The organism is Prolixibacteraceae bacterium (assembly GCA_019720755.1).
Taxonomy (GTDB): Bacteria; Bacteroidota; Bacteroidia; order Bacteroidales; family Prolixibacteraceae; genus Halosquirtibacter; species Halosquirtibacter laminarini.
The window spans coordinates 1,355,371-1,369,760 of the sequence record CP081303.1 but is presented as its reverse complement, the minus strand read 5'-3'; the positions used below and the strand labels follow the sequence as shown (position 1 = coordinate 1,369,760).

Here is a 14,390-nt window from a genome sequence, read left to right as displayed (position 1 = left end):
AACCTTCTCCTCCCCAAGTATAAACGGATTATAGTGAAGATCTATAACTCGATGGATTCTTTCAATGAGGAGAATAGATCGATACTTTTACCTTCAGGATTGAAGTAAGTCTGATATTCAATTTTACTATTACCATCAACATTTTCGATTGTACTAGTGTTTTCTTCATCATCAACTGTATACTGCGCCTCATCCCCCTCTGTGTTTGTATAAGAGATCACTGTTTTTTCAGTGTATTGTTCAGGTAACTTCCAATTCAACACTAAAGTGTTTCCATTCAATGACTTGCTATCAATTTTACGGTTTTTTAAGTTCGAAATATAAAAATCGCCATAGGTTCTTACCGAAAACAGTTGTGTCAGAGAAGTATTATCAAACTTATCTACACTTGCAATACGCATAAGATATATTCCTTCTGGAAAGTTATCTAGTATTACATCATAATATTGCTCCCCAATTCCTTTGTTTTCAATATCCATAATGCGAATACTGTCTCCACTCTTCCATGTTACTTTAAGAGCTTTTACATTGGGGGCATTATTAAATCCAGCAACAATTTTTATTCTTTCATTTCCTGAGAATACATCTAAGGAATCAATCACAGGAGAATATGACTGTTCTCCATCTTGAATAAAGTCTTCATACGAACTATAAGCATCATCGCACGATGTGACACCCCACAATGAAAGAAATAAAGCTATGATATATATATATTTTTTCATATCTATTTATCTATTTTTCAGGTGAACCATAAAATGCCATGTCTCCCATTCCGACATAGGTAGCACCATCCCAAGTTTCAGTAAATTTTAATCGTATATAACGATACTTTGGCACGTCCGCTTTAAAAGGAACATCATGTCCATCACTCCAAACTTTCATATCTTCAGCATTTTCTTGACCAAGAGGTAATCCTGATGATTTTTTAATCGTGAAGTCCATGATCTCAGTCCACTCATCCCAATCCCCACTTTGTGATGGTGTTTGATTGGTACCATAAATAACAAAAGATTTTGGATTACCATGGGTATATGCAAAATGACTTTGATCTTGTCGTTGCCAAATCTTAAAACGACTGATTTTTCTCTCTTTACCTAGATCCAATGTTAAAGATACTGGCCATCCTTCACCACCTCTAGTATGTAGAACATTTTGTAAATTGCCATCAAACAAATGACTCCAATCTCCTTCCCATGCATCCCAAGCAACATCATTATTTAGTTCTAAATAACCCAATTCTTCATTCGGGAATTGCATTTCTTCTAATGGAGTCAAATTAATCTTGAATGTATCCGAAATATTCTTGTACCTGTCCATGACTACAGCAGCGAAATCACGTGCAACAGGATCTAACCCTCTTACATTATATGTACCTTCTGGAGAGCTTGTCGACAACAAGGATTTTGAGCTTAGCACTCCTTCTTCATCTCTAATCATAAAATCAATATAAACAGGAATGCTATCCGGATTACTCCATTTAAATAATGCACCACCAAAATCTTCAAAACTAGTAATTGACTTAAAGATATTGATATAGTGAGGTGTTGTTGGAGATATTTTTGCAGTCACAGGTTCCGATCGATTCTCCCCTTTGTCCACTATATAAAGTTCCACATCCTGTTCGCCAACATCTTCTAGAGACAAACCTTTAATCTCAATTTCATTTTCAAAAGCGGATACTTTTTGAGATTTCACCTCTCCTTTGGATACATATTTTGCCTCCACATACTGTAAATCATTCAGGGCTGGAAGCGTATATTTAATTGTTGCTCCTCCATGTTTATTGATCACCTCAATGACAGAAGTAATTTTACTAGGAGGTGTACCATCCACTTTTAATGGCTTCGATTCAAACTTTTCTCCACAAGAAACAAGTAGAAAAGTTATTAATAGTATGTATATAGTAAATCGTTTCATGTTACTTAATTTTTCCATCCTATATTTTGAACAAGATTAGGGTTTATATTCAAGTTTCCTTCACGTATAGGCCAGAAATAGTCTTTAATAGTGAAACTTTGTTGGTATAAATTAGTCAAAGTATAGTATCCTTCATCCCCATTAGGAGAGAGAACATTCCACCCTTTAATCACTTTATTGTTCATTAATGACTCACACTCTTTCCATCGACGCAAGTCCCAAAAACGTCTTCCCTCTAATGCCAATTCAATTTCTCTTTCTTGATGAACAATCTCGCGAAGACCTGTTTTTGTCGTAGGTTTAGAAGGTATTTTACTATACTTTCCCCATGACTCAACTACCCCTTCAAGACCTGCTCTGCTTCTAATCATATCGATATATTTATACACTTCTGCAGAAGGTCCAGATGATTCATTTAATGTTTCGGCATAAAGAAGATAGAGATCTGCCATTCTCATAATTGGAAAAGCATATCGTGTTCTAGTATAACTACCATCAGTATTCAATTCATTTTCTGGGCTTATTAGTTTCTTAGCCCAATACCCTGTAGTATTATATGCACTCGCATTACTAACAGAAGAAGCCTCTCCTAACATTCCCTCAATATACCATGTGTCTGTATCGTCTGTTGTTTTTCCATTTCCAAACCAATTACCTCTATTAAAACCCAAAGTTGAGTAGAAACGATTCTCTCTATTTAAATTGATTTTTGCTGTTGTAGCATTAGGTTTTGAGAAAAGATAATCTGAAGCATCGACATCAGTTAAATCAAATCGGGTAGAGTACTCATAATCAATATCTTCAGAGATAGGGACTCCATTTTTACTATAGAATTGATCTACAATACGCATCGTTACCGAATATCGATTTGACATCCAATAGTTTTGAACAGAAAAGAATTTTGGAGAAGCTTGATTCTGCAAGTCATTCACATTCGAAAGTGTATTCCCCCAAATGAACTCTGGATTTGCATTATCCATAATGATGTTTCTCATCATCATTTTTCTCATCGTAAAATCAGAAAGAGGATATTTAGAGATATAATCTCCCATATTATATAGTCGTAGGCTTGCAGCTTCACACTCATCAATAGCGGCTTTACAAGCAGTCGCTGCAACTTCCCATCGCGTCTCATCATAGGAAGAAGGGAAAAGTTTCTCGCCATCTTTATTCTGTAGTTCAGTATAGTCAATATTCCCGTTGAAAAGAGGACTCGCATAAGTAGTTAGAATTCTTGCCTTAATAGCTAAAGCTATCGATTTGGTAATTCTACCATACTCTTCACCTTCATTTCTTCTAATAGAAGGCAACTTTTGAATTGCTTCGTCAATTAAAGAGACAATATGTGCAAAACATTTGTCAACATTCTGTCTTTTAACATAAGTCTCTTTTAAATCTATTCCAACAGGATGATTATCATCAATGATTGGTATAGGTCCATACATTCTTACGAGATACCAATTATAGTATGCTTCCAAAAACTTGACCTCTGCAATCCATTCATCACGTTCTTTGGATGATAACTCCTCTACCATCCCTATTTTATCATAAAAGATATGACAATCACGAATAGCCACAAATAAGCCTTTTCCTCCATTGACACCATCCCAGAAATTATACTCAGGATTTATCGCAGAAAGATATCCTCTTGCAACTTGATTACCTCTTTGTGTTACTAAGTCATTCATCCAAACTTCATCTCCACAAAGCAAAGCAGGATCTTCATTTACTTGACCAGACCTAGGCAAGAAGGAGTAACAAGTATATAGAAATCTTTGGGCATCATATTTCGTTTGAAATGCATTATCAATAGTTGCTAAATTATCTGGCACAATGTCTAGATAATCCTTACAACTACTTATTAGCAGTAGCAATGCGACACTAATTATATTAATTGTATATTTCATTGTTCATTAAATTAGAAAGATAGTTGAACTCCAATATTATGCACTTTCTGTAATGGGTATTTGAATCCAGAACCTCCCATCTCAGTATCCCAAAGATCGAATTCACTCCAATAAGCTAAGTTTGATCCACTATAGTAGACCCTAAAGTTTGTGATACCGACAGACTTTGTGAAGTTTTTAGGGAACGTATATCCAAACTCTAAACTTTTAAGTCTCAAGAATGATCCATCTCTCATAAACCAAGTACTAGTTTGTCCATTGTTGGTATTAGATCCATCATCAAAACGAGGAAAAAGAGCATATATATCTCTATTCTCTTCTGTCCAATGGTCATCCATATAAGCTTGAAGCAATCCTCTTTGTCCCTTATTATCTCCATCTGAAATAAAAGGTGCGGTATTATTGTAATCAATCCAAAATGAAGATCTTGCAGATCCTTGGAAGAAACAAGAAAAATCAAAATTATACAGCCCTAATGAAATTCCTGCACCATAAACAATCTCAGGAGTGGTTGGCAATCCAATGGCTGTTTTATCGAGATTACTGATAATTCCATCATTATTCAAATCTTTATATTTTATATCACCAGCACCATAATCACCAAACTGTTGCACTGGAGAGTTCTTTACATCTGCCTCATCAACAAACAGTCGCTCTGCAATTAAACCATACTGCTGTCCTAATTTCATCCCTTCATGAGATCTCCACGGAGTATCTGGATAGGCAGGCTCTTCATACTTTGTAAATGTTCCTGTAGCATAAGTAAAATTACCACGACCAGAGATCCAAAAATTCTTATTAAAAGAGTGATTAATATCCATCGAAGCATCAATACCACTACTTTCTGCTTCCCCAGCATTACTCTTCACGTTGGCTTGTAATCCCATTGTCGAAGGAATATTTCTTTTCATCAAAATATTAGATCTATTCTCTTGGAAGTAATCTATAACAAAGGTGATCGATTTAAAAAGAGAAAACTCAACTCCAAGATCCATCTTTTCAGCAATCTCCCAAGTAATATCATGGTTTGGATACCTTAATATTTCAACACCATCTGCATACTCTCCAAAGCGATTTCCAAAAGATGCACCAAATCCACTTGAATTCATATTAACATTCGCAAGATAAAAGAATCGATCCTCTGCACTTCCACTTATATTATCATTACCTACCAGACCATAGGTACCCTTAAGCTTAAGTTTGTCAATTACATTGGATATTCCATTATTTTTATAAAATGCCTCCTTAGAAACATTCCATCCTAAACCTGCAGAAGGAAAAAATCCAAATCTATTTTTCTCGGCAAAACGCTCTGAACCGTTATATCCGAAGTTAAGCTCTAAAAGATATTTCGAATCATAATTGTAAGTAAATCGACCAGCTAATCCAGTATTTCTATATGCCAAAGATTGTTGAATATTTCCAGTGAAGGCTTTTAATCGACTTTGCATTGTAAACACCAACATGGACCCAAAATTATGTTTTTCATTTATTGTCTTATCATAATTCAAAGCAGTCTCAAAATACATGGTAGTTTCCATGGACTTTCCCTCTTCTGAATAAGATAAGTACTCTGTACCTTCGGTTGGATTTAAGTTATTCAAGACATATGTATCATTCATAATATCATAATTCCCGACACTATAAAAGTAAGGGTTGTATTTACGAATAACATCAAAATAGGAACGTCTCGTTGTGTTTGCTAAAGCCCGCCACTTCAAACCTTTTATAAAATCAAATTCATGAGATAACTCAGCTTGAAAGTTAATATTAGTTCTACTATACTCTTTATACCCTCGCACCATCTGTGCATAAGGGTTTCGATAAGTAGCATTTTCCTCAAAATTACCAAACAGTACATGGTTTGTATACTTGTTTGCTTCATCTGGGGCATAAAATGCAGGAAAAAGTACAGGAGAGGCATCCAAAGCCTGATTATATAATGAACTACCACCATCTACAGGTCCGATATAATCATCGAATTGTCCCGTAATCTTAATGGCTCCTTTGGTATTATCAGAAAAATTGAAGTTTACATTGGATCTAACTTGATACTTCTTTAGGTTGATATTACTATTGAAGTTGTTACGTTTATCCATCTTCAAGTTACCATTATCATCTGTAAGAGAGGCTGCCAAGAAGTATTTTGCAAACTTCCCTCCACCTGTCACATTCATATTGTACCTTTGGTTCACTGTTTGCTTATCAAACATCATATCCCTCCAATCAACAGCAGGGTAAACATATGGATTCACATTCTTCTTCGTGAAGTGAATTTTCTCAGGTGCAAAAGGAAGTTTTGTGTTCGGAGAACGAGACATCGATGTTGCATTATACTGTTCCATAAATGTAACAGGATCAACTAAGTCTAAGTCAAAGGTTGGTTGAGAGATAGAAGTCTCTGCTCTAAAGGATACTGAAACCTTTCCAACTCGACCCTCTTTTGTCTTAATTAATAAAACACCATTTGCTCCTCGTGACCCATAAAGAGCTGCTGCAGTTGCATCTTTCATCACTGAAAAACTTGCAATATCATCTGGGTTTAATGATGAAAGCTCTGTGGTAGTAGACTCTACATTATCGATAAGAATTAATGGATTATTATTTGTTCCAAAAGTGGAAATTCCTCGTACGAAAAAAGAGGCATTATCCTGTCCTGGCTCACCGCTTCTTTGATATGAAATAACTCCAGACATACGTCCTGCCAATGCTGTGGTCAAGTTACTCGATGGTACTTTTAACTCTTTGGTATCTACAGTTTCAATAGAGGCGATAACACTCTCTTTCTTTTGCTTACCAAATGCGACAATGGTAACCTCTTCAATCTCATTCTGGTCACTCTTTAAGGTTACATCAAAATTAACTCTATTTTCGACTTTTAGCTCTTTTACTTCATATCCGATATAGGATATCTTAATGATGTCAGTTGGATTTACCAACATCTCAAAAGTTCCATCTAGTCCTGTAATTACACCTGATGTACTTCCTTTAATAGTTACGTTTGCTCCAGGAAGTGTTTCTCCATTTTCATCTCTAACAACCCCTTTAATACTCTTTTTTTGTGATTGATTGATAGAGGTGTGGATTTCTACAGGAGGATTACTGGCAAATACATGAGGTACCAGTAAGCTCACAAATAGAAATAATATCCCTACTTTGCTACTCATAAGTAAATTAATAAATTGGTTTAACTATTTGTTGTTTTAGATCATTAATTATGATCTTACTATAAGGAATCTTAGTCTAGTTGCCGCTATCATAAGATCAAAAAAGACTCTCTTTTTTTTTATTACCTCCTTTCTTTATGCACTTTAAGAAACATATAACACTTTAAATAATATATTATCATTAACTTTGTATATATTTTCAAAAATTGTTGAATTGGTTTAACATATTTGAACATTTAAGTGAAGTGTTTGCCGACACTTCACTCTTTTTTTTAAACATATGATTGTATGACAAATAAAATCTATAGATCTGTTCTAATGATTGTATGACAAATAGAGCCCATAGGTCTGTTCTATTAGACATATCTCCATCATTAGATTTATTCAACTCTATTTCTCTTTTTCAAGAAATAGAAAGGTTACACGATCTGCTTGAACATAGACAGCCGTAGATGTTTCAATAGTTATTATTTTTAATCTCTCAAGTACCTTGTTCTCGCATAAACAAAATTTCAAGAAAGAGTAATAAAATCTAAACAATAACTTAAAACATAACTCATATCACTTAGGATATATGATCAGTCATAGTAATTCAGAATAAGTATCTATTGTGAAATGTAAGTATCAATATGATATCCAAGAAGGAAGTCATACTTATGAAGTATGAAAGGGTGCGTTTTACAGGTATTCAGTTTCATGGCTAGTTGAGTGTTTTGGTTGTTTTACAGATTTCATAGTCAAACTACTTATTTAACTATATGATGCAAATTAATAATATACTTCTATTCAAAACATGACAAACATCATATTCAACTCTATTTCAATATAAATTAACATAAACCTAACTTAATTAACACAATACTAGCCAATTATCCAACATGCCATTATTAGGAATGAAGTCCTATACCTTTGGCAATATATTCCTATTTTCAATCATCACTCCATAATAACATGTAGGTTTAAGACAAACCTATGAACTAAGAAATTTAATTTAAGAATATCGCAATACAATAAAAATGACAACATTGAAAAGGCTCTACCTCAAAGAGAGATCATTGTATTGTGGAACAAACTTAAACGAGAAATATCCGTTCGGCTACTCACGTATATGAAGTCGTATTTTTTCGACTAAGTAAGTCCACATAATTACAGATAGTTTTTTTCATGATTAAAATAGATGTTGTTTCTTTGGGACATGCGATATATAAAGTTAACACAGGATGCAGTTCTAAAACTAACTGCTCTATATGAATATTCAGACAACAAGGTGGAAAGAATGCGTTCACATTGCCTAAGTAAGTCCACATAATTACAGATAGTTTTTTTTCATGATTAAAATAGATGTTGTTTCTTTGAGACATGCGATATATAAAGTTAACACAGGATGCAGTTCTAAAACTAACTGCTCTATATGAACATTCAGACAACAAGGTGGAAAGAATGCGTTCACATTGCCTATTACTGTCCAATAGTCACTATTCTATAGTTGATATTTCAAGGATAATGGGAATATTTGTCATTACAGTATCACGTCTATTTGACAAGTGGTTAGAATATAATTTGTAACTACTCAGCTTCATTTATAGTTTAGCCTCCATTCGCTAAAGAATGGAGGTTCAGAAAATATATAATCCGTAAATTATTTTATTGCCAACTGACCTTAAGATGGTTTTGAGATAACCAATGAGCAATCATTCTCACTACACTCTTTCCTTGTTTTTTAAGTGTATCAACAATAGAGCGTAACATGGCATACCTTTGGGCTCCTTCTTCTGTTCGATAACCTGCAGATACTTTTTGTTTTATTTTAATATTACGTATTGACCTTTCGGATGCATTGTTGTCAAAAGGAACTTCGTAATACTCTAAGTGAAAGAAATAAAATAACAAAGACCATTTTAAGGTAGAATCGTATATGATAAATCAGGCAATTTTTTATTGTAAAGGATCTTCTTGACAGCTATGTCTTCCTTAGAAGATCTTTTACCTGTCTGATATTGTTTTACTACTACTCTAACTTGAACTATAAGTCCTTGTTTCGTTATTGTTTTTCCAATCAAATCCGCTACTTGATTAACATCTGTCAATAAAGTGTCCTTTAAACTTCTATGTACTTGTGAGAATAACAATCTCTCAATCGGATTATATTTAGAACAATATGGCGGATAGTGCACTATCGATATTTTCAGTCCGATCTTAGCCGCAAGTGCTTGCAACAGTACTTTGAATAAGTGATGCCTATATCCATTGGCTCCACCGCAATCGCAAAGTATCAATATCTGTGTAGCCTCAGGATAATTGTAAACTCCAAAGTTGTTCCACCACCACAATAAATTCTCAATGACAAACTCCGCGGTTTCATGCGAGTCTCCTATAGACATATAATCATTGTTGTGTTTTATATCATAAATACCATGTGGAATAGCTTTACCTGTTGTTAAATATGAATAGTCATGATCATAAACCTTCGGAGTTCCTTCTTTTTTGCATAATACTCCTTGATCTCTTGTTAATTGCCCGAGGACTTCTTTTTTCTTAGTGTCTATACTTATGATTGGATTGTGTGGCATGTTGGTAAACAGCAACATTAAAACTCGTATGACATGAAATTGTTCTTCTCTATTTTTACTTTCACCAGTACTTATCGATTTACTAGGTTTGCGGCGACAGTAACCGTTGTTTTTTAATATTCTTTTAATCTGCCCATTAGACAGTGTTATGTCATATTTCATTAGAATAAACGTTGCAATATCACAAGGTCGAAGATGAGTCCATTTTACATTTGGGTCCGTTGGACTTCCTGCCATATGATCTGCAACATAAGACAAAATCTTATGTGTAAGACCTTCTAGTTCATCTTCTTTTTTTTTCTACCTCCTCCAGCTTTTCGAATTCTTTTGTGTTGGGGATTAAAATCTTCAGACTCAACTTCCTTCACTCCAGACAATATCGTTTGACGACCACATCGAAAAACCTCAGCTAAGTAGCGTTGACTTCCATAACCTAAACTTAGGTATTCATATGCTAAAAAATGACGCTTCTACTTTTCATTCAGACTTTTATAGTAAGCCAATTTATTTGTCGTGGTTCGAGGGTCGTAAAAAATCTTTCGTCTTGCCAATTTGTAGTCTTATTTTAATTCAATATAATATGTAAAATTACATAAAATGAACAAATTTTGGTCTACTTAACTGGTATAGTTTATAGAAATTGCTTCACTTATCAAATAAAATAGAAGAGATACTCTGCTTTTCATGACTGACTTGAATAAGATCGCCCTCTTTATTCTTATAAAAAAGCTCTCCTAGTTTGGTATCAGAATAGATATGAGAAACAAAAAAGGTAGTATCTCTTTTCTTTGATATAACCACTAAATCCTTATCCTTATGATTTTCGATAGATTTTGATGGCGAGCATGAATACAATGCAAAGAAAGACAATATTGACGAGACTATAATCCTGAAGTTGGTCATGACAAATAATTTAAATAAACAATATTCTTAACCTACGAGGTGTATGAGTTTAGATCGTTTTCAACCTCTTAAAGAGCCCCTCTTGTTGATTTTAATAAAAGAAAGTTCTCTTTTCACTATGTGGAAGGGACTAAAAAGATCGTTTGTTCATATAGGCTTACGTGATTTTAGGTATCCTTTCGGTATATTTAGTTTATTGAGACAATATCAAGCGATGCAAGCACACGGAACTAAAAATGTAAATATAATCATCCTTCGACATATTACCCCAGTATATAACTATAGCCTTTACCCCCTATAGACATAAATAGAAGAAGGTGATACTTGATCACCTTCAAAATAAATGTCTATAAATTAAAAGACAGATATATCTAAAAACTAAAACATAAAAAATTTATATGAGCTAAACGGGCTACATACAAACTATCACAAAACGAGTGAATTACTTCTCGATTAGTAGACAACCACAATATAAACATTTTTTTACACTTATCGTTTTATTTATAACACTTATTGCCATATTTATACATCTAATAACAAGTAAAAATCTTAAATAAGTGATCGAAAGTTTCTTCCCCACTCCATATACTGTCTCCACCCTCTTCTATCCACAAAGAAAGTAAGGATAAGGAAGAGCAAAGCGATAAAAGCACCTTTGGCAACGATTAGCCCCCATAAAGATTCAAAAGGAATAAAGGGATTCAAAAGAAAAGAGAGTATAAGACAGATACATATTATGACAAAGCTTCGAGAATAACATCGGATATAATCAATAAAACTCAGATCAATCATACGATATATCATAATTCTCCAAGCGGGATATTGCATAAAAAGACAAAGAGCAAAAAAAGAAGCTGCCACTGCTTCTGCTCCCCAGAAGCTACTCAAGAAGATCACTAGCGGGGTAATGATCACACGAAAGATAGTCCAACGAAATCCAAGATCTGTACGTCCTGTAGCGATCTGTAATGCACCTACAGGGCTAGAGATAGACTGTATCGCATAAGCCAGAGCTAAAAATGTCATTACAATATCGCCAGACTGAAATGACTCACCATAAAGTAGCGTAAGTACCTCTCTAGAGAGGAAAGCAAGCCCCATATAGAGTGGAAAATTCAACTGTGCCATCATATGAACCACCATACAATAGGTTCGTTTTAATCTGTGAGGTTCATATTGTAATCTTGACAGATAAGGACTCAATACAGATTGGACCACTGAATTAATCAATGTAAAGAAACGAGAAAGCAACTCTTTTACCAATGAATAGACCCCAACAGCATGAGGAGTTAAAGTAATACCCAAGACCAATATATCGGCCTCTTCCGAAAGCACATCTAATATTGAGGCACCCATAGCATACCCTCCAATCTTTAAAAGTTCCTTTACCTCCTCCAAAGAGAAACCCCAACCTATCTTATGTATCTCACGACTCTTCCACCAAAAAATAATGCTAGCAACACACGACTTTACTAAGGTTGAGTAGACCAAACTATAAATCCCTTTTCCATCGATCGCAAGAGCAATCGCAACAATAGTCCCTAGAATCACCGACAACGACTCTCCTAAACAGATCGATTTAAAACGAAACTCTCGTTGAAGAAGGGTCTGGGGCAATCGCCCCACAGTGATAAGCACAAGATTTATCCCCAACAAACGTATCACGGGAATTAAGGTAGGGGAGTCATATAACTGAGACAAAAAGGGAGTCAGCCCATAAAGTGCACCATAAAGAATCAAGGAGACTAAAAGATTCAACCAATAAAGACTATTAATCTGCCGACGGGTAGCATCCAGTTTATGCATCACTGCCGAAGTGATCCCCATATCAACAAAGACATGGGTAAAATTGATAACGACCCAAGCAATTGCTACTTGACCAAATACAGGTACATCAAGATATCTGGTCAACACCATCACTTGAATTAATGCAAAAACAGAGGTAATGATTTTATTTATTGTACTCCACTTTAAGCCCTTTACCACCTCATGTTCTCTCTTATCTAACATGTAGATATCGCTTTAATAAAACTCAACAAGGTGATTGAGAGACTCTTCTCCATACAATTTCCTGAGTGAAAAAGATCAAGACAATCCTGCTTCAACCTCTTATCAAAATCAAGGAGGTCAATATGGGTCTCGACATAATGCTTCATCCAGATTTGCAAGGAAACATTGGTATTGTAATAGAATTGAATAGGGTTCATATAGTGTTTGTCACTCCATCTATCAGGACGTAACCCCATACGCTCTAAGATAGCAGGAACCACACGACTCAGCGATGGATTAAACTTACCTATACGAATATGCTTCGATCCGATTGAATCGATTCTACAACCAGTAGTAGTCCAACGATACTTAGCCATCTCAGGGTGTTTGACTTTAATCCACTCCTTATAGAGTTTATGGTTAGAACGCAAAGAGACAGGTATTTGGAACATCTGCTCCATAAATTCGATGTCCGCAAAGGGTGAAAGCGATTCCGTCTGTCCATGATACACATTGCTTCCCAGATTATAGGCTTCAAAATCATTTGTGTATAGAAGGAAATGTTCTTGGTTGGTATAGTAGTTTAGATCAAACTCATGTTGTCTATGAGTCAGTCTCCTAGAGTGATACTTACAACTTGTATCCACAGCATGGTTCTCAGACTCCGAATCTAGATTACTTCCGATCACTTCTCCTCCGACCAGACCAGTGTGCATCACACCATATCCATCCAAGTGAAGATTCTTGACCATACTATATCCGTGTGCAAAACCAAAATATAGTACCAATCCTTGCGTTATGGGTGTAATATCATCTACACTTTTCAGGAAATTCCCTCCATCCAGAGCTTGATGGATCCATTCATGTTGAAGATCCGAAGAGATCTCATATGCCACCTTCTGATCTAAGCTTCCCACCTGCGAGAAGGTAAAATTAAGTTGTTCAGAAAACCCCATCTTATGAGCCATCATCACAGTCAAACGCGAATCAAGCCCCCCACTTAACGATGCCACATGTTTTAACCCATAGTCACAATCCACACTATAATTACGTGCTACAGCCTTTTGAAAAGAGGTATCGACAATCTCAATCGCATCGTTCATCTTTATAGTCTGGTCATATTCAAAAGAGAGTTTGTAATACGAAGAAGCCTTATAATTATCTTTCTCTCCTGTCAAATGAAATCCAGTGCGTAATCGAGATACTTCAGACATTAGCGTATGGTCTTCACACAGATATCCTCGCATCAACATATCATAACAAGATAGAATATCAAACGTCAAGACACAACCCTGTTTTTTCATTACGGATGCGATGTCAAAAATATTGTTTCCCATCCATAATCGACCATCACAGCAAGCATAGAAAAGAGGCTTCGAATTGATCGCATCCCCAAATAGCGTCCACTCTCCTCTTTTTTTATCAAATAGGAAGCCATAATAAGAGCCTCTTAACTTTTGATGAAAGAGCACGCCATCCTCTCGAGCCATCTGGCATAAGATCTCTTCCCAACTCAAATGAGGCATCTGGGCAATCAAATCTTTACGATTCACAATGACCCCATCTAAGATGATACGATATGAGGCACTATCAATATCCACTTTATCTTTGGCAAATTTTTCACTCGTCTCATAGGAGAGATGAGAAATCTGCACTTTCTCCTGTAGATCAATAGCAATAAGCAGCTTGGACATACAATAATGAATTTGTTTCAGTTAATCAAGAGTGAAATACTTTGCTTCTACATCATGGTATCAGCAGTGTGTATTTCACTTCTTTCGTAGTAAAACGATCTTTTTACTATTTAATTATATAATAGTCTCAAATGAATAGATGAACAGAATAAAACAACAAGGTTAATCTGAAGTTCTCAAACGACTTTACCTTCTTATCAGCCCTATACAAAAACAAAAAACACCTCACCATAACGAAGTCAT

9 protein-coding genes are annotated in these 14,390 nt (G+C 35.1%); all 9 read right to left on the bottom strand.

The window, feature by feature from the left end; translation table 11 throughout:
* Nucleotides 1-41: 41 nt before the first annotated feature.
* Nucleotides 42-722: a DUF4998 domain-containing protein gene (locus K4L44_05570; GenBank protein QZE15303.1), complete on the bottom strand. Its 681-nt coding sequence runs from the start codon at nt 720-722 to the stop codon at nt 42-44.
* A gap of 10 nt (nt 723-732) precedes the next feature.
* On the bottom strand, nt 733-1,917 hold the full coding sequence (locus K4L44_05565; protein QZE15302.1) for a DUF4959 domain-containing protein: 1,185 nt from the start codon (nt 1,915-1,917) through the stop codon (nt 733-735).
* Nucleotides 1,918-1,922: 5 nt separating this feature from the next.
* Nucleotides 1,923-3,824: a RagB/SusD family nutrient uptake outer membrane protein gene (locus K4L44_05560; GenBank protein ID QZE15301.1), complete on the bottom strand. Its 1,902-nt coding sequence runs from the start codon at nt 3,822-3,824 to the stop codon at nt 1,923-1,925.
* Between the two features lie 11 nt (nt 3,825-3,835).
* Nucleotides 3,836-6,991 carry a TonB-dependent receptor gene (locus K4L44_05555; GenBank protein QZE15300.1) on the bottom strand — a complete coding sequence of 1,052 codons (3,156 nt, stop codon included), beginning with the start codon at nt 6,989-6,991 and terminating at the stop codon, nt 3,836-3,838.
* Nucleotides 6,992-8,635: 1,644 nt separating this feature from the next.
* Nucleotides 8,636-8,881, bottom strand: a complete 246-nt coding sequence (locus K4L44_05550) for a transposase (GenBank protein QZE15299.1) — start codon at nt 8,879-8,881, stop codon at nt 8,636-8,638.
* An 8-nt stretch (nt 8,882-8,889) separates the two neighbouring features.
* Nucleotides 8,890-9,819 (bottom strand): ISAzo13 family transposase, encoded by a 930-nt coding sequence (locus K4L44_05545; GenBank protein ID QZE15298.1) that lies wholly within the window; start codon nt 9,817-9,819, stop codon nt 8,890-8,892.
* A 387-nt stretch (nt 9,820-10,206) separates the two neighbouring features.
* Nucleotides 10,207-10,464: a hypothetical protein gene (locus tag K4L44_05540; protein QZE15297.1), complete on the bottom strand. Its 258-nt coding sequence runs from the start codon at nt 10,462-10,464 to the stop codon at nt 10,207-10,209.
* Between the two features lie 549 nt (nt 10,465-11,013).
* Nucleotides 11,014-12,474: an MOP flippase family protein gene (locus K4L44_05535; protein QZE15296.1), complete on the bottom strand. Its 1,461-nt coding sequence runs from the start codon at nt 12,472-12,474 to the stop codon at nt 11,014-11,016.
* Nucleotides 12,468-14,147, bottom strand: a complete 1,680-nt coding sequence (locus K4L44_05530) for a hypothetical protein (GenBank protein QZE15295.1) — start codon at nt 14,145-14,147, stop codon at nt 12,468-12,470. Before K4L44_05530 ends, K4L44_05535 begins: the two co-directional genes overlap by 7 nt.
* Nucleotides 14,148-14,390: the final 243 nt, after the last annotated feature.

What these genes read in the sequence shown, in the direction of transcription:
- K4L44_05530 (QZE15295.1), bottom strand. Translation starts at nt 14,147, where the DNA reads ATGTCCAAGCTGCTTATTGCTATTGATCTACAGGAGAAAGTGCAGATT.
- K4L44_05555 (QZE15300.1), bottom strand. Translation starts at nt 6,991, where the DNA reads ATGAGTAGCAAAGTAGGGATATTATTTCTATTTGTGAGCTTACTGGTA.
- K4L44_05560 (QZE15301.1), bottom strand. Translation starts at nt 3,824, where the DNA reads ATGAAATATACAATTAATATAATTAGTGTCGCATTGCTACTGCTAATA.
- K4L44_05540 (QZE15297.1), bottom strand. Translation starts at nt 10,464, where the DNA reads ATGACCAACTTCAGGATTATAGTCTCGTCAATATTGTCTTTCTTTGCA.
- K4L44_05565 (QZE15302.1), bottom strand. Translation starts at nt 1,917, where the DNA reads ATGAAACGATTTACTATATACATACTATTAATAACTTTTCTACTTGTT.
- K4L44_05535 (QZE15296.1), bottom strand. Translation starts at nt 12,474, where the DNA reads ATGTTAGATAAGAGAGAACATGAGGTGGTAAAGGGCTTAAAGTGGAGT.
- K4L44_05570 (QZE15303.1), bottom strand. Translation starts at nt 722, where the DNA reads ATGAAAAAATATATATATATCATAGCTTTATTTCTTTCATTGTGGGGT.